We start from the raw sequence: 20,728 nt of genomic DNA, 5'->3' as shown, positions 1-20,728 counted from the left end.
GCCGTCACTCCGCCCCGACCGGTGCCAGCAGCGGGAAGCGGGGGATCTTCACGTCGAAGCCCGAACCATCCTCGCCGATCATGTGATAGCTGCCCTGCATCGATCCCGTGGGCGTGCTGAGCGGACAGCCGGAGACATAGTCATAGGCGGCCCCCGGCGCGATCACCGGCTGTTCGCCGACCACGCCCTCACCCTCCACCGAATGGCGGGCGCCGCGCCCGTCGGTGATCACCCAATGGCGCGCGAGAAGCTGGACAGCGGCATCGCCGCCATTCTCGACGCGGATGTGATAGGCCCAGAACCAGCGCCCGCGCTCGGGCTCGGACTGTTCGGGCAGATAGCTCACCGACACCCGCACGGTGACGCCGCGCGTGGTTTCCGCATAGGGAAACAGCGCGTTCATCGAGCGGGAAGGCGTGTTCATAGCCCGACCGCGCGCAGAGCCTGGTCGAAATCCTCGATCAGGTCATCAGGATCTTCCAGGCCGACATTCAGCCGCAACATGCCTTCCTCCACGCCCATCTCCGCGCGCACCTCGGCGGTCAGGCCGGCATGCGTCGTCGAACAGGGGTGCGTCATCAGGCTGCGCGAGTCGCCGATATTGTTCGAGATGTCGACAAGCTTCAGCGCATCGAGCAGGCCGTGCGCCTGGGCGCGGCCGCCATCGAGATAGATCGAGAAGATCGGCCCGCACGCCTTCATCTGGCGCATCGCCAGCGCGTGCTGCGGATGGCTCTCCAGCCCCGGATGCAGGATGCGCGGCACGCGGCCTTCCAGAAAACGGCCGACCTTCATCGCATTCTCGCTCTGCCGATGGATACGAAGATCCAGCGTCTCGAGTCCCTTGAGCACGACCCAGGCGTTGAACGCCGACAGCGTCGGGCCGGTGTTGCGTGTGAAAGGCAGCAGCACATCGTCGATAAAAGCGCGCGTTCCGCAGACCGCGCCGGCCAGCACCCTGCCCTGCCCGTCCATCATCTTCGTCGCCGAATAGGCGACGACATCGGCGCCGAAATCCATCGGCCGCTGCAAGACCGGCGTGGCGAAGGCGTTGTCGACCACCGTGGTGATGCCGTTTTCGCGTGCGATGCCGCACACCGCCGCCATATCGACGATATCCATCGTCGGGTTGGCCGGGGTTTCGAAGAAGAACACCTTGGTGTTGGGCTGGATCGCGTCGCGCCAGGCATCGGTGTCGCGGCCGTCGATAATCGTCGAGGTGATGCCGAAGCGCGGCATCAGCGAGTCGGTGAGCCAGCGGCACGATCCGAACGCCGCGCGACCGGCGACGACATGGTCGCCCTGGCTGAGCTGGCACAGCAGGGCCGCAGTCATCGCCGCCATGCCCGATGCCTGGCAGCGCGCGGCCTCCGCGCCTTCGAGCAGGGCGATGCGCTGTTCCAGCATCTCGACCGTGGGGTTCTGCAGCCGGCTATAGGTCATGCCCTGCTGCTCGCCAGCGAAGCGCGCGGCCGCGTCGCCCGCGCAGTCGTATGCGTAGCCGGAGGTCAGGAAGAGCGCCTCGCTCGTCTCCCCCCATTCCGAACGCGCGGTTCCGCCGCGCACGGCCTGCGTCGCCGGACGCCATGTTTCGGTGATCGAACGATCCTGGCCAGTCTTTCTTTTCATCGCGCGCCGCTTTGCAGCGCGGAGGCCGGGTGCGTCAATGCGCGATGCGCGTCCGACGCCTCCTGAAAACACAAAACCCCGCCGGGCGAGCTGCCGGGCGGGGCTTCGAAAGGGGGTTTTGGCCAAGCCGGGGATGCTCCGCATCCACGCCCTGGAACGCTCAGGCGCCCCGCTGGCCTGACCGGGCTTCGATGAGCAAGCTCATCAAGGCCCGGTTCAAGCCGCGAAGATCACGCCGATGGTGAGCGCCTGGGTGGCGAGAACCAGCACGATGCTGATCGCCGTTTCGAACGACTTCATTTCATTTCTCCTGTGAAGCGTGCCCGTGCAGGCAGGCGTGCGCGAACACGTCCACCTGAGCGGGTATCTTCTTTCCCTGCGAACTGCGGACATTGCCGCGCACCGCAATCTTGTCATGCGGTGAGGTTGAGATAATATTATTTCAAACTATCGCAACTTTGAAACCGGCAATCGCACATGCAGCTTTTGCAACCGGGGATCAGGCGAGCTGTTCGCCGATCGGCAGGCTGCGGATTCTCTTGCCGCTCGCCGCATAGATCGCGTTGGTGAGCGCGGCCGTGAACGGCGGCAGGCTGGGTTCACCCATGCCGCGCGGCGGCGCATCGCTCGGCACGATATGCGTTTCGATCCGCGTCGCGGCGCGATCGATCCGCATCATGGGATAATCGGCGAAGTTGCTCTGCTCCACCCGGCCGCCGCGAATCGTGATCGCCTGGCCCAGGGCGGTCGACAGCGCGTCGTTGATCGATCCCTCGTTCTGCATCGCGATGCCATTGGGATTGACCGCGATGCCGCAATCGATCGCGCTCGTCACGCGATCGACACTGAAGGCCCCGCCCGGCTTCATCGTGACCTGCACGACATGCGCGACATAGGATCCGAAGGAGAAGTGGCCGGCGATACCGCGACCGCTGCCCTTCGACAAAGCCCTTCCCCAATCGCCCTTCTCCGCCGCCAGCCGCAACACACCGGCCAGGCGCCCTGTCGAGAAGATAGGCCCACCATGGCTGTCATAGGGCAGGTCGCGGGCTTCACCGAGCAACGTCAGACGGAATGCCAGCGGATCCTGGCCCGCCGCCTCCGCCACTTCGTCCAGAAAGGCCTGCATCGTCCAGCCATTGATATTGTGGCCGGGCGCGCGCCAGGCGCCGCGCGGCGCCGCGCTCACGATCGGCACATAGTCGAAGCGCCGATTGGGAACGAGCGCGCCAGGATAATCAACGACAGGCACCTCGGACGCCGCGAGCGACGCCGCGCTCTGATCGGCCGGGCCGCGATAGCGGCGCGACTGGCTGGCAACGCCATGCATCCAGCCTGTCAACGCACCCTTGGCATCAAGCGCCGCGCGGAACCGGTGCGCGCCACCGGGCCGGTACAGATCGGTCGCGATATCGCATTCGCGCGTCCAGACCAGCTTCACTGGCACGCCAACCGCCCTGGCGATCAGCGCCGCCTCGGCGGTCATATCGGTATAGAGCCGTCGTCCGAACCCGCCGCCACAGCGCACGGGCACCACTTTCACCTTCTCCACAGGGATGCCGAGTATTTCCGCGACGGTGGCCGCGACACCCATCGGTTGCTGTGTTGGGGTCACCACCGTCGCACCATCGGCGGTCACGTGCGCCAGCGTATTCTGTGGCTCCATCGGCGCATGCGCCACCATCGGAGCGTCATAGCGCGCCTCGACCAGCTTCGCCGCGCGCGCGAAGGCAGCATCGACATCGCCGGCCTCGCCCAGGCGATGTCCCTTGCCTGCCGCCAGATCGGCCCAGGCGGCGGCGATCCGTTCGTCGCCATTCTCGTCCACGGCGCCGCCCGCCCATTCCACCTTGAGCGCCTCGCGCCCCTTGAGCGCCGCCCAATGGCTGTCGGCGACCACCGCCACGCCTTCCGCGAGCGGACGGTTGCGAAAGGCGCTGCCGGCCGTGATCGCGGGCAGGCGGACGATATGGCGAACGCCCGGCACGGCCCTCGCCGCCTTGTCGTCGACCGCGGCGACCGATGCGTCGAGAACAGGCGCACGGAGGATAACCGCATGGAGCATGCCGGGCATTGTCTGGTCGATGCCGAACAGCCGCTCGCCGGTGACGATCGCTCGCGCTTCCTTTTGCTTCTGCGGCGTCCCGATCAGCCGATGTTCGGCGCGCGCCTTCAGTGGTAGCGCTCCGGCGGGCACGGGCCGCCGCGCCGCGCCCTCGGCCAACGCGCCATAGGCCAGCCGCCGCTTGCTCGCGGCATGCATCACGAAACCATCCTGGGTCGACAGGTCAGCGATCGGCACCGACCAGCGCGCCGCCGCCTCCTGCATCAGCAGGTTGCGCGCGACGGCGCCCACCTGGCGCGCCGAATCATAGCTTTCCCAGATCGCAGTCGATCCGCCGGCACCGTCTGCGAAGGCGGCCGACTCGATCCGTCCCTCGGCATTGCGGCGCAGCGGCGGCGCGATATTCTCCACGCCCGTCCGCGCGAACGGAAAATCGAGTTCCTCGACGATCAGCATCGGGATCGACGTGTTCGTGCCCTGCCCGATCTCGGTCGTCGCGGTCCGGATGATCAGCCGGTTGTCGGGCGTCAGCCGGACATGAAGGCCGATATCGGCGCCGCTCCCGGCGGCGGCGAACGAATGGGGGCGCATCGTCAGCACCATCGCGCCCGAAACGGCGGCGACGCGCAGGAAGGCGCGGCGATCGAGCTGGATCGTCATGCCCCCTTCCCCTTCATCAGCGCCGCCGCACGATGGACGCCCTTGCGCAACCGCGCATAGCTGCCGCAACGGCAAAGATTGTTGAGGTTCTGGTCGATTTCCTCGTCGCTCGGATTCGGATTGCGTGCCAGCAGATCGGCGACCGCCATGATCTGCCCGGTCTGGCAATAGCCGCATTGCGCGACATCCTCGTCGATCCAGGCCTGCTGAACCGGATGGAGCATATCGCCCTTCGCCATGCCCTCGATGGTGGTGACCTTCACGCCATCGAGCTCCGACATCGGCGTGGAACAGGACCGGCGCGCCTCGCCCGCGACATGGACAGTGCAGGCCCCGCAGCTCGCGATGCCACAGCCAAACTTGGTGCCGACGAGATCGAGCTCGTCGCGCAGATACCAGAGCAGCGGCATGTCCGGATCGCCGCCATAGCGCCGCTGCGTGCCGTTGACCGTGAGCGTGATCGCCATTGTCGAAGTCCTCCCCAGGCGGATCGTAGCCATCAAAAGCTCCACTTTTGATGGTGGTTCGATCCGCACATCATCATTGCGCGGAGGCTATCGCGCACGATTGCGCCGCGCAAACCCCGTGGCCGCGCGGCGCAACAATTTTCGACGAACGACGCTGCGTTCGATCAGATCGCGATCAGGCGCCGAACACCCGCGCGAAGATCGTATCGACATGCTTGAAGTGATAATCGAGATCGAAGCGCGCCTCGATCTCCTCCGCCGACAGCGCGGCGCTCACTTCGGGATCGGCCTTGAGCAGTTCGAGCAGCGAGAGCTGACCATCCGATTCCCAAACCTTCATCGCGTTGCGCTGCACGAGGCGATAGGCGTCCTCGCGGCTGACACCCGCCTGGGTGAGCGCGAGCAGCACGCGCTGCGAATGAACGAGCCCGCCCATGCGATCGAGATTCTTCTGCATGCGCTCGGGATAGACGACCAGCTTGTCCATCACGCCGGTCAGCCTTGCCAGCGCGAAATCGAGCGTGATCGTGGCGTCGGGGCCGACATAGCGCTCGACCGAGCTGTGGCTGATATCGCGTTCGTGCCACAGCGCCACATTCTCGAGCGCGGGCGTGACATAGCCGCGCACCATCCGCGCCAGACCCGTCAGATTCTCGGTCAACACCGGGTTGCGCTTGTGCGGCATGGCGGAGCTGCCCTTCTGGCCGGGCGAGAAATATTCCTCCGCTTCCAGCACTTCGGTGCGCTGCAGGTGACGGACCTCCGTGGCGAGGCGCTCGATCGAGCTGGCGATGACGCCGAGCGTCGCGAAATACATCGCATGGCGGTCGCGCGGGATCACCTGGGTCGAAACGGGCTCGACGGTCAGCCCCATCTTCTCGGCGACATGCGCCTCGACGCGGGGATCGATATTGGCGAAGGTGCCGACCGCACCGGAAATCGCACAGGTGGCGACGTCGGCGCGCGCCGCGACGAGCCGGTCGCGATTGCGCGCGAACTCGGCATAGGCCTGGGCGAGCTTGAGGCCGAAGGTTACCGGCTCGGCATGGATGCCATGGCTGCGACCGATCGTCGGGGTCAGCTTGTGCTCGATCGCGCGGCGCTTGAGCACGTCGAGCAGCTTGTCGAGATCGTCGAGCAGGATATCGGACGCGCGCGCGAGCTGGACGGCCAGGCAGGTGTCGAGCACGTCGGAACTGGTCATGCCCTGGTGCATGAAGCGCGCTTCGTCACCGACATGCTCGGCGACGTTGGTGAGGAACGCGATCACGTCGTGCTTCACCTCGGCCTCGATCGCATCGATGCGATCGACCTCGAATGCGCCGCGTTCCCAGATCGCCTCGGCCGCCGCCTTGGGCACCACGCCCAGCTCGGCCAGTGCATCGGTGGCATGCGCCTCGATCTCGAACCAGATGCGGAATTTCGATTCGGGTTCCCAGATCGCGGTCATCGCGGGGCGGGCATAACGGGGGACCATGGCTGACCTTCGAATTTCGCCCCATCGCATTTGGAGCACGGTTGTGGACGGGGCGGGCGATAGCAGGGGCCGGACGCGGCATCAATCGAGCCGAACGCTGGCCTTTTCGATCAACGCGCGGCAGTCCATATGAGCGGTGCGCGGATATCCCCGGTCCGCGCGCCGCGCCTGGGGGACCAGTTGGAGCAACGTCATGATCCGTCCTCTCATAGCCCTTCTCGGCATATTGGCTGCGGGGCCGGCGCTTGCACAGACAACGCCCCAGTCCAACGCGGCGAACACCAGCGCCGCGGCTCAGATCGGCGCCGCAGTTGCCGCCGAGTGGCCCAAATATGACCAGGGCGGCAAAGGCCATCTGACCGAAAGCGAATTCGCGACCTGGCTGATCGCCCTGCGCGCCCGCGCTGGGAAGACCGAGGATGCCGCAAAGCTGAAGGCATGGGCCGATGGCGCGTTCCTGCAGGCCGACTCCAATGTTGATGCCAAAGTGACGCCGGAAGAGCTCACCGCGTTCCTGCAGAAGAAAGTGCGCCGTCCCGCCTCCGCAGGCCGCTGAATCCGAACGGATCGCCCCCGAGTCGGTTTTCCCGGACGACGAAGCGTTGCCGGTCTGGAAACCCCCGCCCCTACTGTTGGTTATATACCAAGTGGCGGAAAAACCGCGATTTCCCTTGATCGTTCCGCTGCGGAAAATGAGAATCCAGGAGAATGCAATGATACGCAACCTCATGCTCGTCAGCGCTTTCGCGCTCGCCGCACCCGCCTTTGCCCAGCAGACCCAGCCACCTCAGGAGTCCGCGACGGAAAGCACGGCGACCCAACCGCCAGCCGAAGCGCAGACCGCGCCTGAAGCCACAACGCCGAGCGCGACCACCACGCCGAGCCCGGCACCGGCCGAAGCCGCTCCCGCCAATAGCGCGAATACCGTCGCGGCTGTGGTCGATAATGATTTCCCCGCTTTCGACGCCGACAAGAACGGCGAACTGAGCAAGGAAGAGTTCGCGGCGTGGATGACCAAGCTGCGCGCCGCCCAGCCCAACGCCGCAGCGGCCAGCACTGATACGACAGCTTGGACCGAAGCAGCCTTCGCCCAGGCGGATACCGACAAGAACAAGTCGGTCAGCAAGGGCGAACTCACCACCTTCCTGCAGGGCTGACGCTTCGACAATCGGCTGATGGGGCGGCTCCCGGCGACGGGAGCCGCCCTTCATTTTTCAGGCAACAAGCCCCCAACGATATCGACCGGTGATCCGGTGATCGCCGAGCGCGTCTTCCTCGCGCGCACCTGCGCCGATATTGTGGATGACGAGCCACCCGTTCGCACCACGCCGATCCGAAACCAGACCTATATGCGGTAGCCGCCCATCGATCAGACTCGTGAAGATATCACCCGGCCGCCAGTCGGCCGGATCACGCGGAATCGCAAGCGCCGCGCCCTTGCGCGCCAGCCACGTCCGCAAATTGGGCACGCGGCGATGATCGATACTGCGATCCGGCCCACGCAGGCCCCAAAGTTTCGGATAGGTGGAGAACGCCGCCCGCATATCCGCATTGACCAGCGATTGAAGATCGCGCGCGAAGGCGTCGCGATAGGCGCGGACGATCACATCGGTGCACACACCCTTCGCCCTGGGTACGTCGCCATTGGGAAACGGCAATGTGGTATAGGCCGGATCGTAGCGGAGCGTGACGCCAACCTGTCGCCGCGCGGCGCCGATCAGCCGAGCCGCCGTTCGTTCCGACGCCTGGGCGTGCGCCGGCAGGGCGAATATCGCACCAAGGCCAACCAGAAGATCGCGGCGGTTCATATCAGGCCCAGCGCGCGCAGACTGGCATGGCCCTGCGTGCCGATAATCACATGATCATGCACCGCGATACCGAGGCCGCGCCCGGCCTCGACGATCTCGCGCGTCAGCGCGATGTCCTGGCGGCTGGGCGATGGATCGCCACTCGGATGGTTGTGGACCAAAATAATCGCGGCGGACCCCAGATCGATCGCGCGGCGGATCACCTCGCGAACATGCACCGCGGCTTCGTTGATCGAACCCTCACTCATCAGTTCGTCGCGGATCAGGAGATTGCGGCTGTTGAGGTGGAGCACGCGGACGCGCTCGACCATCGCATGCGCCATGTCCGCCCGCAGATAGTCGAGCAGCGCCTGCCAGCTTCCCAGCACCGGCCGATCGACGATCTCGGCACGAAGCAGGCGAACCGCCGTCGCCTGGACGATCTTGATCGCGGCGACGGCGCCCTCACCCACGCCATCGACGCGCGCCAACGCCTCGGCATCGGCGGCGAAAAGCCCGCCCATGCCACCGAATTCCTTCAGCAGCCTCTTGGCGAGCGGCTTGGTGTCGCGGCGCGGAATCGCGGTGGCCAGCAGATATTCGACGATCTCATGATCGAGCAGGGCTTCGCCGCCCCCTTCCAGCAACCGCTTGCGCAGCCGCGCGCGATGCCCCGTGCCGCCATGATCGCTTCCGCCTTCGTTCATCGCGGCACGCTATCCCACGATATGCGTTGCCACAATTGCGCGATGACGATTGCGGCCTATTCTGGTGGTGGCGCGTTGTGACGATGTCGACGGGGCAGGTGGCCGGGTGAACGAGAGTGAAGAACGCGCAGCAGCGGAGGTGCCGAAACGCCGGCGCGCGCGGCGCGTTGCGCTCGCGACCGGCGCGATTCTGCTCGTCGCGCTCGCCCTGGCCTGGACGCAGCGCAAGCCCATCGCCGACAGTTTCGTGGCCGATGCGCTGGAACAGCGCGGCGTTTCCGCGCGCTACGAGATCGCGGGAATCGGCTTCCGCACGCAGCGGCTGGAAAACATCAGCATCGGCGACCCCGCTCATCCGGACCTGACCGCTGATTGGGCGGAGATATTGATCGCGATTCGCGGCGGCGGCCCGACCGTTACCGGCGTTCGCGCCGGCGGCGTGCGGCTGCGCGGACGGCTGATCGACGGCAGCGTCTCGTTCGGCAGCGTCGATCGACTGCTGCCCGCTCCGTCGGGCAAGCCCTTCGCCCTGCCTGATCTCGATCTCGATCTGAACGACGCGCGTATGCGGCTCGATCTGCCAAACGGCGCTGTCGGCCTGAAGCTCGACGGACGCGGCAATCTGACCGGCGGATTCCGCGGCAAGCTGGCGGCGGTCGCACCCGAACTGACGATCGGCGGCTGCCCCTTGCGCGGCGCGACCGCCTGGCTCGACCTTTCGGTGTCCGACAAGGCGCCGCACGTTGCCGGTCCCGTGCGCGCCGCCGCTTTCGCCTGCCCCGACGCGTCGCTTGGATTGACCGCGCCGCAGGCCCGGGTCGACGCGATTTTCAACGAAGCATTGAACCGCTGGAAAGGATCGATGCGGCTGGACCTGCCGCGCGCGGCGCTGGGCGCCAATCGGCTCGACGGCGTCAGCGGCGCCATCGGTTTCGACGGCGGTCGAGCACGCACCGGCGGCGATTTGCGGATTGCCGCGAAGGCACTGACGCTACCGGGCGGATCGGGACAGGGTCTGACGCTCACCGGCGCCTATCGCATCGGCAACACGCCGCGCGGTTTCCAAGTCGGCCTGGGCGGCAAGGCGGCGATGGACAATGCCGCGCTCGATCGCGCGACTCTCGCACGGCTGGCATCGCTGAGCGGGACGGCCAAGGGCACGCCCGTAGCACCACTCGCCGCCGCGCTGGCCGAGGCGATCGGACGCGCCGGCGCGGGCATGCGCCTCTCCGGCGATTTCACGGTCGCCCAGCTCGGGAACACAGGCTCGCTTCAGCTCAATGCGCTCGACGCATCCAGCCGCAGCGGCGCGCGGTTCGTCATGGCCGGAGGCGTGAAGATCGGCTGGCCAGCCGGACTCCCGCAGGTCAACGGCCGCCTGAACCTGGCGGGCGGCGGTTTTCCCCAAACCATCATCGACCTTACCCAACCCGCTCCCGGCGCCCCCATTCGCGGCAATGCAACGATCGCCCCCTTCGCCTCGGGCGGGGCCCGGCTGGCGTTGAACAGGATCGATTTCACCGCAGCCCCCGATGGCGGAACCCGATTCGCGACCCGCATGACGCTGGACGGTCCCTTGGCGGACGGGCGCGTCACCGGGCTCACCCTGCCACTTGCGGGCCACATCGATGTCCGTGGCGGCTTCGCGCTCAATCCCGGCTGCGCACCGCTCGGCCTGACCTCGCTCAAGGCGGCGGCGCTCACCCTGGGTGCCACGCGACTGACGCTGTGCCCGATCGAAGGCCAGACGCTGTTCGCGCGCAGCGCCGGAGGCGGGATGAGCGGCGGCGCGCGCATCGCGGCGCCAAGGCTGTCGGGCCGATTGGGCGACAACCCGATCGAGATTGCCGCCGCCGATGCGCGCCTTGCGCTCCGCGCCGGCACGCTCGCCGCACAGGATATCGCGATCCGGCTCGGCGCGCCGGACCGGGCGACGCGGCTGGATATCGGCATATTGGAAGGCCGCATTGCCGGTTCGGGAATGGCCGGCCGCTTCGATCGGCTGGGCGGCCAGATCGGCAATGTTCCACTGATCGTGTCCGAAGCGGCCGGCAACTGGCGATTCGCTGGCGGATCACTCAAGCTCGATGGCGGACTCAAGGTTGCCGACACTGCCTCAACACCGCGATTCAACCCGTTGATTTCGGATGATTTCAACCTCAGCCTGATCGACGGAAAGATCGCCGCGAGCGGGTTGCTCCGCGAACCCACAGGGCGAACGCCGGTCACCGCCGTCACTATCGCGCATGATCTGTCGGCCGGAACCGGCCAGGCCATTCTCGACGTCCCCGAGCTCCGCTTCGGCAAGGCGCTCCAGCCCGATGCGCTGACACATCTGGCGTTCGGCGTGGTCGCGAATGTCGACGCACTGGTCAGCGGTCGCGGAGAGATCCGCTGGACGCCGGACGGCGTGACGAGCGACGGCATTTTCCGGACAAGCGGCGCCAATCTCGCGGCGGCGTTCGGCCCCGTCTCCAATCTCAGCGGCGAAATCCGCTTCACCGACCTGCTCGGCCTGGTGACGGCGCCCGGCCAGTCGGTCTCGATCGGCGAGATCAATCCCGGCCTGCCAGTCACCAACGGCGTGCTCCGCTACCATCTGCTTCCCAACCAGCAGGTCGCGATCGAGGGCGGCGAGTGGCCGTTCGCGAGCGGGCGACTGACGCTGGATCCCACCATTCTCGATCTGGGCGCGGCCAAGCCCCGCCACCTGACCTTCCGGGTCAGCGGCATGGACGCCGCCGCCTTCCTCCAGGGCTTCGATTTCGAGAATATCAACGCCACCGGCATCTTCGACGGCGTGTTGCCGATCGTCTTCGACGAGAAGGGCGGCCGGATCGTCGATGGACGACTCACCGTGCGCGAAGGCGGCGGATCGCTCGCCTATGTCGGCCAACTCACGCAGGAGGATCTCGGCAATTGGGGCAATATCGCTTTCCAGGCGCTGCGTGCCGTCCGCTACCGGTCGCTGGAGGTCATCCTCAACGGCGATCTCGATGGCGAAATGGTCACCCAGGTGCGATTCGCCGGACTGGGCCAGGGCGAGGGCACCAAGCAGAATTTCATCACGCGCAAGATCGCGGCGCTGCCGATCCGCTTCAACGTCACGATTCGCGCGCCGTTCCGGCAACTGCTTTTCTCCGCGCGCTCGCTTTACGATCCGACGTTGCTGATCGAGCAGAATCTGCCGGCGCTCATCGACGCGCAGAAGGCGCGCACGCAAGCCGCCCCGCCTCAGCCCGCCCCACCCCAGGCCGATAGCCCCAAGCCGCGCGGGCAAACGGCCGTTCAGCCTGCCGAAAGCGAAAACAAGCGATGAAGAATGCGATGTTGACCGAGGGACCGCAGGGTGAGATTCCCCCTTATATGGGGAAGACAACCGGATCGGCGATCGCCTTGGGCCTGACGTTGGCGGCGGCGTGCGCGGGCCTTGCGGGCTGCGTGACGCTTCAGGCGCCCGACAAGCCCATCGAGATCAACCTGAATATCAACATCAAGCAGGAAGTGGTCTATCGTCTCGATGGCGAGGCGAAGAACCTCATCAAGCAGGAAGCGGACATATTCTGATGAAGCGCATCACTCTGATCGGCCTCGGCCTCTCCATCGCCCTCGCGGCGGCGGCGGGCACTGCTTATGCGCAGCGCGACCCCGCCTATGAAGCCGCGCGCTCGGCCGGCAAGGTCGGCGAGAAGGTAGACGGCTATCTCGGCGTCGTCGGCAGCCAGGGTGCCGATGTCGAGGCGCTCGTCCGCGACATCAACATCAAGCGCAAGGCCGCCTACACGGCAAAGGCCGGATCGACAGGCTCGACGATCGAGCAGTTCGCCTTCACCACGGGCTGCAACCTGATCGCCAACACCAAGCCGGGCGAGAAGTACCAGGCGCCTGATGGAAGTTGGCAGACGCGCGGCAGCGGCGCACCGCAGCGCGACGGCCGCTGCGTATAAGCGGCTGCGATTCGATGGAAACCGGCCCGCCATTCCGATGGGGGCCGGAATCGGGGTGAAACGCCTGCCATGTGAACCGACGACGGAGATTCGCCGATCAAGCACCGATTACGGATAATACCGGAATTTCATGGCATTTGCGGCGGATTCGGCCTTCCCCTCCACTACGGTTGACTTCGCCCCACCCCCTCCCTAAACGGACCGCGCCTTGGCGGGTTCGCTCGTCTTTCATGCTTTGTCGATCGTCCGGAAAGCCTCGGCTCAAGGAGGAACGCGCATGGCGGAACGCGAATCCGGGCAAGACCCAATCGGCGAGAATGCGCGACTCCAGTCCCTCGATGAGCGGCTGAAGCGTGCACAGCACGACGAAGCGGTCAGGACCGGCATTGCACAAAAGGGCCAGGACGAAAGCTATCGTCTCGGCAACCGGGTGCTGGCGGAACTGATCGGGGGCATTGCTGGCGGCGCGCTGATCGGCTGGGTCATAGACCGTTTTGCCGGCACGTCGCCCTGGGGCCTGCTGGTGATGTTGTTCCTTGGGATCATCGTCGCCTTCAGAAACATCATCAGGATTTCGAACCAGCGTCCGAAGTGATATTTCGGGCGCTTTGGTCGCAGGATTTTGGGGTTTTTCGTGGCCGAGCCAGGTAAAGTCGATCCGATGCATCAGTTCACGATCGAGCCGTTGTTCGGCACCGATCATCTGTCCATCGCCGGCTATAATATCGCATTCACCAATTCAGCGCTCTGGATGGCGATCACCGCCGTCGTGCTGTGGGTGTTCATGCTGGGCGGCATGAAGCGCCAGCTCGTTCCCGGTCGCTGGCAGATGGCGGTCGAGAGCATGACCGGTTTCATCGATTCGATGCTGGCGGCCAATATCGGCCCCGCCGGGCGCAAATATGTGCCCTACATCTTTTCGATCTTCATGTTCATCCTGTTCGCCAACCTGCTGGGATTGCTTCCCCTCGGCCTGTTCGGCATCCACCCCTTCACCTTCACCAGCCACTTCACCGTCACCGGTGTGCTCGCGATCATGAGCTTCTCGATCGTGCTCATCGTCGGCTTCTGGCGGCACGGCCTCCACTTCTTCTCGTTGTTCGTGCCGCACGGCACGCCGATCTGGCTGATGTGGCTGATTCCGGTGATCGAGTTGATCTCGTTCCTCGTCCGCCCGTTCAGCCTTGGCCTGCGACTCTTCGTCGCGATGATGGCTGGCCACGTGCTGCTCGAGGTGCTTTCCAGCTTCGTGATCGACAGCGCCAATGCCGGTGCCGCCTATGGCGTGCTGATCGGCGGCCCCAGCTTCATCCTGATGATCGCGATCTGTGCCCTGGAAGTGCTGGTCGCCGGTATCCAGGCCTATGTCTTCGCATTGCTGACGTCGCTGTACCTCAACGACGCAGAGAATCTTCACTGAGTTTTCAACCCACTGTCATTTGAATTTACGAAGGGAGTTTAGAAATGGACGCAGAAGCAGCAAAGCTCGTCGGTGCCGGCCTGGCAGCCATCGGTGCGGGCATGGCCGCGATCGGCGTGGGCAACGTCTTCGGCTCGTTCCTCGAGAGCGCGCTCCGCAACCCGGCGGCCGCTGACGGCCAGCAGGGCCGCCTGTTCATCGGCTTCGCCGCTGCCGAACTTCTCGGCCTGCTGGCGTTCGTCGTCGCGATGATCCTGATCTTCGTCGCCTGATCACGACGACTCAAACCCTCCGCCCGGCCCCGGCCGGGCGGCAGGACAGGATACAGGTGCAATGCCCCAGATAGCTCAGCTCGCTGCGACCTATTCATCGCAGATTTTCTGGCTGCTGCTGACCTTCGGCTTCGTCTTCTTCGTGATCGGCCTCGGCATGGTGCCGAAGATCCAGGGGACGGTGGACCGCAGGGATCGGCAGATCGCGGACGATCTCGCGGCCGCCGAACGCGCTCGCCAGGAAGCGGACGCGCAGGACGAAGCCTATCGGGCGAAGGCGGAAGCCAGCCGCGCCGAAGCGCTCAAGCTGACGCAGGCCGCCAAGGCCGACGCGACCGCGGAGTCCGACAAGACCCTCGCCAAGGCCGATGCCGAATCGGCCGAGGTCCTGTCGGCTGCCGAAGCCCGTATCGCCGCAGCAACCGCCCAGGCGCTCGGTGAAATCGAGTCCGTCGCGGCCGAAGCCGCGCAGGACATGGTCGCCAAGCTTTCAGGCGCCAAGGTCAACGCGGCGGATGCCGCCAAGGCAGTAAAGGCTGCGCTCGCCAATGGCTGACACGGAAACCAACGGTTCGGCCGAAGTGGCCGCCAACCTGGCGCATGCCGATACCGCCGAAGGCCTGCACGCGGGCACCGAGGCGCATGGCGGCGGCGCGGAACACGCCACGCCTTCCGCCCTGGGGCTCAATCCAACGGCGTGGGTGGCACTGGCGATGGCGGTGTTCATCGTCATCCTGCTGGTGAAGAAGGTGCCGGCGCTGCTCGGCGGCGCGCTCGACAAGAAGATCGCGGCGATCCGTGAACAGCTTGACGAAGCCAAGGCGCTGCGCGCCGAAGCCGAAGCCCTCCGCGCCGAATATGCCGCCAAGGTGAAGGCCGCCGAGGCCGAAACTGTCGCGATGCGCGAACATGCCGAGGCCGAGGCGCAGCAGATCCTGGCCGACGCCCGCACGGCCGCCAAGGATCTCACTGTCCGCCGCGCCCGCATGGCCGAGGACAAGATCGCCGCCGCCGAGCGCGCCGCGATCGCCGAGATCCGCGAAAAGACCGTCAACGCTGCCGCCACGGCCGCCGCGACCCTGATCGCGCAAGGCCATGGCGCCGCGCAGGACAAGGCGCTCGTCGATCAGACCATTTCGGGTCTGGGCACACGCCTCAACTAAGCGGTTCGAACCGAATAACCGGGCCCTCCCCGCGCAAGCGGTGGAGGGCCTTGTTGTTTCAGGTCTCCGCGCGGCCATTCCTTCAGATCGCGACATGAGTTGGAGCGCTGGCATAGGCGCGCCAACCAAAGCTGTTCGCTGTCGCATCGTTTTTGCGGAAAACCGGTTCCCACTTTTCTACACGATGCTCTAAATCCCCTCCATGTCCGCCCCTTCCTCCCCCGATCGCTTCAACGAGGAAACCGCCACCTACGCCGTGCGTGGGGCGGAGAAGCCCGATCTGGATGCCGGCGTCGCGGCAATCCGCAACGTGCTGAAGACGCTGCCGTCGCGCCCCGGCGTCTACCGCATGCTCGATGCGCGCGGCGACGTGCTCTATGTCGGGAAGGCGCGCTCGCTCAAGAACCGGGTCAACAACTATACTCAGCCAGCACGCCTCTCGATCCGGCTGAAGCGGATGGTGGCGCAGACCCGGTCGATGACGATCGTCACGACCAACAACGAGGCGGAAGCGCTGCTGCTCGAAGCACAGCTCATCAAGCGTTATCGCCCCGCCTATAATGTGCTGCTGCGCGACGACAAAAGCTTCCCTTTCATCCTGCTGCGCGCCGACCATGCCTTCCCGCGCATCCAGAAGCATCGCGGCGCGCGCAAGATCAAGGGCGACTATTTCGGCCCGTTCGCCAGCGCCGGAGAGGTCGGCCGAACGCTCAACGCGCTGCAGAAGCTGTTCCTGTTGCGTAGCTGCACCGACAGCTTCTTCTCCAATCGTGACCGCCCCTGCCTCCTCTACCAGATCAAGCGCTGCTCGGCGCCTTGCGTGGGCCGTATCGACGAGGGGGACTATGCCGAACTGGTCGCGGACGCGCGCGACTTCCTGTCGGGCAAGTCGACCAAGGTCCAGGCCAAGCTGGCCGACGCGATGCAGACCGCCAGCGGCAACATGGATTTCGAGATGGCAGCCGTCTATCGCGACCGGCTGAAGGCGCTCACCTTCATCCAGGGCAGTCAGGCGGTGAATGCCGAGGGTGTCGGCGACGCCGATATCTTCGCGCTCGCCTGCAAGGGCGGCACGATGTGCATCCAGGCGTTTTTCATCCGAGGCGGGCAGAATTGGGGCCATCGCAGCTTCTTCCCCGCGCACACCAACGACGTGCCTGAGGACGAGGTGCTGACCAGCTTCCTGGTGCAGTTCTACGAGGATGTGCCGCCACCGCGCACAATCCTGCTCGATCGCGCGCTTGCCGAGGGTGAGTTGCTCGCCGAGGCGCTGGGCGAGGCGGCGGGCGGCAAGGTCGCGATCGCGGTGCCGCAGCGCGGCGACCGCGTCCGCCTGATCAAGCAGGCGACGCGCAATGCGGAGGAAGCGCTCGACCGTCACCTCGCCGAAAGCACCACCCAGGCCAAGATCTTCCGCGAAATGGCCGAACTGTTCGAGCTGGACGGACCACCCGACCGTATCGAAATCTACGACAACAGCCATATCCAGGGCACCAACGCCGTCGGCGCGATGGTCGTCGCGGGGCCAGAAGGCTTTCGCAAGGGCGCCTATCGCAAGTTCAACATCAAGCGCGCCGAGACCGTGCCCGGCGATGACTTCGCGATGATGCGCGAAGTGATGGAGCGCCGGTTCGGCCGCGCCCAGCGCGAGGATCCCGATCGTGAGGGCAAGGAATGGCCCGATCTGGTGCTGATCGACGGGGGCAAGGGGCAGGTCAGCGCGGTGAAGGCGATCCTCGACGAACTCGGGATCGAGGATGTGCCCTTTATCGGTGTCTCCAAGGGGCCGGACCGTAATGCCGGCCGCGAAACCTTTCATTTTCCCGACGGCCGCGAATTCACCCTGCCCGTCAACGCGCCGGTGATGTTCCACCTCCAGCGGCTGCGCGACGAGGCGCATCGCTTCGCGATCGGCGCGCATCGGCAGAAACGTGCCAAGGCGATCGGCGTGAGCACGCTCGACGATGTTCCCGGCATCGGCCCCGCGCGCAAGCGCGCGCTGCTGCTGCATTTCGGCACCGCCCGCGCAGTGCGCAACGCGGCGCTTGAGGATCTGCAAAAGGCGCCCGGCGTCTCCAAGGCGATGGCGCAGGGCATTTACGACTTCTTCCACGGCGGGCGCTGAGCATGCACGTCCGTGCCCGCGCGATCATCTGTTCGGTGCGGGCGCATGGCGAACATGGCGCAATCGTGCGGGCGCTGACCGCCGATGACGGGCTGCTTGCTGGCTATGTCCGCGGCGGACGATCGCGGACGATGCGGCCGGTGCTGATGCCATCGAACGTCGTGGTCGCCGAGTTCCGCGCGCGGACCGAAGACCAGCTCGCCGGATTGACCGTCGAACTCGTCCATAGCCGCGCGCCGCTGATGAGCGAGCCGCTCGCCGCCGCCGCGCTCGACTGGGCGACCGCGCTGAGCGCGAGCGCCTTGCCGGAGGGACTTGGCGACGCGCCGATGTTCCAGGCGCTGGAGGGCGTTCTCGACGCGATCGAGGCCGCCCCCTCCGCGCGGGGCTGGGCGCGGGCACTGGTGCTGTTCGAAGCGCTGGTGCTCGCCCGGTTGGGGCTGGGTCCACCGGCGACCGCCCGCCTCGACGACGAGGCGCAATGGCCCGCGATCCTCGCCGCGCTCGCCGACACCGGCCGACAGCTTGACGCCCATATCTTCGCCGAGCGCAGGATTGACGTCATGGCGGCGCGCGATCGCCTGACCGAACGGCTCAAAAGGACGGTTGCGTAAGCCCGACCATCCGGGCATTGGCGGCGCGACCCACCTGCTCCGTTCATCCCGAACCTGCCGCAGGCGCCGTCCCGCTGATATCGGATCGGCGGGGACAGGGCCTCAGCAGGTTCGATCCGAACGGCCTTTTTGAAAGATCGTGCCGATGCTGATCGCCTTGTTGCCCGGAGATGGAATTGGCCCTGAAGTGATCGCGCAGACGGTGCGCGTGCTCGATGCGGCAGGGTGCGGACTGACCTTCGAGACGGCCCCCGTGGGCGGCGCGGCATACAAGGCGACCGGCCATCCGCTCCCGACGTCGACGCTCGACCTGGCGCGCCGCGCCGACGCGATCCTGTTCGGCGCGGTCGGCGATCCCGAATGCGATGCGCTGGAACGCCATCTGCGCCCCGAACAGGCGATCCTGGGCCTGCGCAAGGAACTGGGCCTGTTCGCCAATCTGCGGCCGGTGAAGCTGTTCGCCGATCTGGCGGATGCGTCCACGCTCCGTCCCGACGTGGCGCGCGGCATCGACATGGTGATCGTCCGCGAGCTCAATGGCGACGTCTATTTCGGCGAGAAGGCGATGCGCACCACCCCTGAGGGGCTGCGCGAGGGCTATGATGTGATGTCGTACGACGAAAGCGAAGTCCGCCGCATCGCGCATAGCGGCTTTCAGACGGCCCGCGCGCGGCGCGGCAAGCTGTGCTCGGTCGACAAGGCCAATGTCCTCGAAACATCTCAGCTCTGGCGCGACGTGGTGATCGAGGTGGCGGCCGAATATCCCGACGTCGCGCTCAGCCATATGTATGTCGATAATGCCGCGATGCAGATCGTGCGCGATCCCGCGCAGTTCGACGTGATCGTCACCGGCAATCTGTTTGGCGACATCCTGTCGGACTTGGCGAGCATGTGCGCGGGATCGATCGGCATGCTGCCCTCGGCCGCGCTCGATACGTCGAGCAAGGGCCTGTACGAGCCCATCCACGGCAGCGCGCCCGATATCGCCGGACAGGGCAAGGCGAATCCGCTGGCGACGATCCTCTCCGCCGCGATGATGCTGCGCTATTCGCTCGGCATGGCCGAAGCCGCCGACCGGATCGAAGCTGCCGTCGCGGGCGCGCTGGCAAGCGGCGCCCGTACGCCCGACCTGGGTGGCGCGATGGACACCGTGACCATGGGCGACGCTGTGATCGCGGCATTGTAATAAGGCGTCATTCCGGCCTTCGTCGGAATGACGCCTATTCTGTGATATCAGGAGCGGACTAGAGCTCGTCCCACATCGTCTTGAGCTTCGAGAAGAAGCCCGTCGATTGCGGGCACTCCTCGCCGGTCTCGGTCTCGCGGAACTCCTCAAGCAGTTCCTTCTGCCGCGCTGAGAGGCGCGACGGCGTTTCCACGTCGATCTGCACGACCATGTCGCCATTGCCCCTGCCCTGCAGCACGGGCATGCCCGCACCACGCTGGCGCAACTGCTTGCCCGACTGGATGCCGGCGGGAATACGGATCTCGTGATCGACCTTGTCGAGACCGGGCACGGTGATCGAGCCGCCCAGCGCGGCGGTCGTGAAGCTGATCGGCGCGCGCGCGAACAGGGTGGTGCCCTCGCGCTGGAACACCGGGTGACGCTTCACATGGATGAAGATGTAGAGATCGCCCGCAGGCGCGCCGCGCGCGCCGGCTTCACCCTCGCCCGACAGGCGGATGCGCGTGCCCTCGTCAACGCCCGCCGGGATGTTGACCTCCAGCGTCTTCTGGCGATCGACCCGGCCTTCACCACGGCATGAGGTGCATGGTTCGGCGATCACCTGCCCCGCGCCATGGCAAGCGGGGCAGGTCCGCTCGACCACGAAGAAGCCCTGCTGTGCCCGCACCTGACCGCGCCCGCCACACTGACTGCATGTGTGGATGCTCGTGCCCGGCTTGGCGCCTGAACCGCTGCAAGGTTCGCACTGCGCCGACACGTCCAGCGCCACGCTGGTGCGCTTGCCGTGATAGGCCTCTTCCAGGCTGATCTCGAGATCGTAGCGCAGATCGGCGCCACGGCGCACATGCTGGCGCTGGTTGCCTCCACCGCCAAAGCCGGCGCCGAAGATCGTTTCGAATATGTCGCTGAAACCTTCGAAGCCGGCGCCCGGGCCGGCACCGCCGCCGCCGCCATTCTGGAAGGCGGCATGGCCGAAACGATCATAGGCGGCGCGCTTCTGCGGGTCCTTCAGGCAATCATAGGCTTCGCTGATCGCCTTGAACTTGCCCTCCGCATCCTTGCATCCGCCATTCTTGTCCGGATGATATTGCATCGCCAGCCGGCGATAGGACGACTTGATCCTGGCGTCGTCCGCTGTCCGCTCGACTTCGAGCAGCTCATAATAATCGACCTGACTGCTCATGCCGCCCCCGGCGCGATGCCCCTCCC

At 66.0% G+C, this 20,728-nt stretch carries 21 protein-coding genes; 13 read left to right on the top strand and 8 right to left on the bottom strand.

The annotated features are described in order from the left end of the window. Positions 1 to 4 precede the first annotated feature (4 nt). From apaG to purB, 5 genes are all read right to left on the bottom strand, one after another. Positions 5 to 403, bottom strand: a complete 399-nt coding sequence (apaG, locus tag ACODTA_RS23370) for a Co2+/Mg2+ efflux protein ApaG (RefSeq protein ID WP_489069278.1) — start codon at positions 401 to 403, stop codon at positions 5 to 7. A 17-nt stretch (positions 404 to 420) separates the two neighbouring features. Beyond that, entirely contained in the window at positions 421 to 1,629 is a 1,209-nt protein-coding gene (locus ACODTA_RS23365; protein WP_222989776.1) for a trans-sulfuration enzyme family protein, read from the bottom strand. Between the two features lie 499 nt (positions 1,630 to 2,128). Beyond that, positions 2,129 to 4,354, bottom strand: a complete 2,226-nt coding sequence (locus ACODTA_RS23360) for a xanthine dehydrogenase family protein molybdopterin-binding subunit (RefSeq protein ID WP_489069143.1) — start codon at positions 4,352 to 4,354, stop codon at positions 2,129 to 2,131. Next, the gene (locus tag ACODTA_RS23355; protein WP_489069141.1) at positions 4,351 to 4,821 is read right to left on the bottom strand and encodes a (2Fe-2S)-binding protein; all 471 of its coding nucleotides are present in this window, start codon (positions 4,819 to 4,821) and stop codon (positions 4,351 to 4,353) included. Before ACODTA_RS23355 ends, ACODTA_RS23360 begins: the two co-directional genes overlap by 4 nt. 175 nt (positions 4,822 to 4,996) lie before the next feature. Further along, on the bottom strand, positions 4,997 to 6,298 hold the full coding sequence (gene purB / locus ACODTA_RS23350; RefSeq protein WP_489069139.1) for an adenylosuccinate lyase: 1,302 nt from the start codon (positions 6,296 to 6,298) through the stop codon (positions 4,997 to 4,999). A 193-nt stretch (positions 6,299 to 6,491) separates the two neighbouring features. On the opposite strand from purB, the gene ACODTA_RS23345 reads away from it, so the two are divergent. Continuing rightward, positions 6,492 to 6,854, top strand: a complete 363-nt coding sequence (locus tag ACODTA_RS23345; RefSeq protein WP_489069137.1) for an EF-hand domain-containing protein — start codon at positions 6,492 to 6,494, stop codon at positions 6,852 to 6,854. Between the two features lie 157 nt (positions 6,855 to 7,011). Then, the gene (locus ACODTA_RS23340) at positions 7,012 to 7,455 is read left to right on the top strand and encodes an EF-hand domain-containing protein (RefSeq protein ID WP_489069136.1); all 444 of its coding nucleotides are present in this window, start codon (positions 7,012 to 7,014) and stop codon (positions 7,453 to 7,455) included. A 57-nt stretch (positions 7,456 to 7,512) separates the two neighbouring features. Here ACODTA_RS23340 and ACODTA_RS23335 read toward each other — a convergent pair whose 3' ends face one another. Together ACODTA_RS23335 and radC are read right to left on the bottom strand one after the other, a co-directional pair. Further along, positions 7,513 to 8,106, bottom strand: a complete 594-nt coding sequence (locus tag ACODTA_RS23335; protein ID WP_489069134.1) for a DUF1287 domain-containing protein — start codon at positions 8,104 to 8,106, stop codon at positions 7,513 to 7,515. Beyond that, positions 8,103 to 8,792, bottom strand: coding sequence for a RadC family protein (gene radC / locus ACODTA_RS23330; RefSeq protein WP_489069132.1), 690 nt, complete (start codon positions 8,790 to 8,792; stop codon positions 8,103 to 8,105). Before radC ends, ACODTA_RS23335 begins: the two co-directional genes overlap by 4 nt. Before the next feature lie 64 nt (positions 8,793 to 8,856). On the opposite strand from radC, the gene ACODTA_RS23325 reads away from it, so the two are divergent. From ACODTA_RS23325 to leuB, 11 genes are all read left to right on the top strand, one after another. Then, on the top strand, positions 8,857 to 12,111 hold the full coding sequence (locus tag ACODTA_RS23325) for an intermembrane phospholipid transport YdbH family protein (protein ID WP_489069130.1): 3,255 nt from the start codon (positions 8,857 to 8,859) through the stop codon (positions 12,109 to 12,111). Positions 12,112 to 12,158: 47 nt separating this feature from the next. After that, a complete protein-coding gene (locus tag ACODTA_RS23320) occupies positions 12,159 to 12,359 on the top strand; it encodes a YnbE family lipoprotein (RefSeq protein ID WP_489069128.1) in 201 nt (66 codons plus the stop codon). Continuing rightward, positions 12,359 to 12,739 carry a YdbL family probable chaperone protein gene (locus ACODTA_RS23315; protein WP_489069126.1) on the top strand — a complete coding sequence of 127 codons (381 nt, stop codon included), beginning with the start codon at positions 12,359 to 12,361 and terminating at the stop codon, positions 12,737 to 12,739. The genes ACODTA_RS23320 and ACODTA_RS23315 overlap by 1 nt, the downstream gene beginning before the upstream one ends. A 277-nt stretch (positions 12,740 to 13,016) precedes the next feature. Further along, positions 13,017 to 13,334 (top strand): AtpZ/AtpI family protein, encoded by a 318-nt coding sequence (locus ACODTA_RS23310; protein WP_489069124.1) that lies wholly within the window; start codon positions 13,017 to 13,019, stop codon positions 13,332 to 13,334. A gap of 39 nt (positions 13,335 to 13,373) precedes the next feature. Then, positions 13,374 to 14,159 (top strand): F0F1 ATP synthase subunit A, encoded by a 786-nt coding sequence (locus ACODTA_RS23305; RefSeq protein ID WP_222989764.1) that lies wholly within the window; start codon positions 13,374 to 13,376, stop codon positions 14,157 to 14,159. Positions 14,160 to 14,203: 44 nt separating this feature from the next. Next, the gene (locus tag ACODTA_RS23300) at positions 14,204 to 14,431 is read left to right on the top strand and encodes a F0F1 ATP synthase subunit C (protein ID WP_023839593.1); all 228 of its coding nucleotides are present in this window, start codon (positions 14,204 to 14,206) and stop codon (positions 14,429 to 14,431) included. 61 nt (positions 14,432 to 14,492) lie between these two features. Then, positions 14,493 to 14,987 carry a F0F1 ATP synthase subunit B family protein gene (locus tag ACODTA_RS23295; protein ID WP_489069122.1) on the top strand — a complete coding sequence of 165 codons (495 nt, stop codon included), beginning with the start codon at positions 14,493 to 14,495 and terminating at the stop codon, positions 14,985 to 14,987. After that, complete coding sequence (locus ACODTA_RS23290; RefSeq protein WP_489069120.1) at positions 14,980 to 15,594, top strand: F0F1 ATP synthase subunit B family protein; 615 nt, start codon at positions 14,980 to 14,982, stop codon at positions 15,592 to 15,594. Before ACODTA_RS23295 ends, ACODTA_RS23290 begins: the two co-directional genes overlap by 8 nt. Before the next feature lie 202 nt (positions 15,595 to 15,796). Further along, positions 15,797 to 17,719 carry an excinuclease ABC subunit UvrC gene (uvrC, locus tag ACODTA_RS23285; protein ID WP_489069118.1) on the top strand — a complete coding sequence of 641 codons (1,923 nt, stop codon included), beginning with the start codon at positions 15,797 to 15,799 and terminating at the stop codon, positions 17,717 to 17,719. A 2-nt stretch (positions 17,720 to 17,721) separates the two neighbouring features. After that, positions 17,722 to 18,333 (top strand): DNA repair protein RecO, encoded by a 612-nt coding sequence (gene recO, locus ACODTA_RS23280; RefSeq protein ID WP_489069116.1) that lies wholly within the window; start codon positions 17,722 to 17,724, stop codon positions 18,331 to 18,333. A gap of 145 nt (positions 18,334 to 18,478) precedes the next feature. Continuing rightward, positions 18,479 to 19,519 (top strand): 3-isopropylmalate dehydrogenase, encoded by a 1,041-nt coding sequence (gene leuB, locus ACODTA_RS23275; protein ID WP_489069114.1) that lies wholly within the window; start codon positions 18,479 to 18,481, stop codon positions 19,517 to 19,519. A gap of 58 nt (positions 19,520 to 19,577) precedes the next feature. Here leuB and dnaJ read toward each other — a convergent pair whose 3' ends face one another. After that, positions 19,578 to 20,702 carry a molecular chaperone DnaJ gene (dnaJ, locus tag ACODTA_RS23270; RefSeq protein ID WP_489069112.1) on the bottom strand — a complete coding sequence of 375 codons (1,125 nt, stop codon included), beginning with the start codon at positions 20,700 to 20,702 and terminating at the stop codon, positions 19,578 to 19,580. Positions 20,703 to 20,728 lie beyond the last annotated feature (26 nt).

It is taken from the genome of Sphingomonas sp. FG14 (assembly GCF_057809675.1).
The sequence above is the reverse complement of the archived record's forward strand: the minus strand, read 5'-3'. Positions and strand labels throughout refer to the sequence as shown.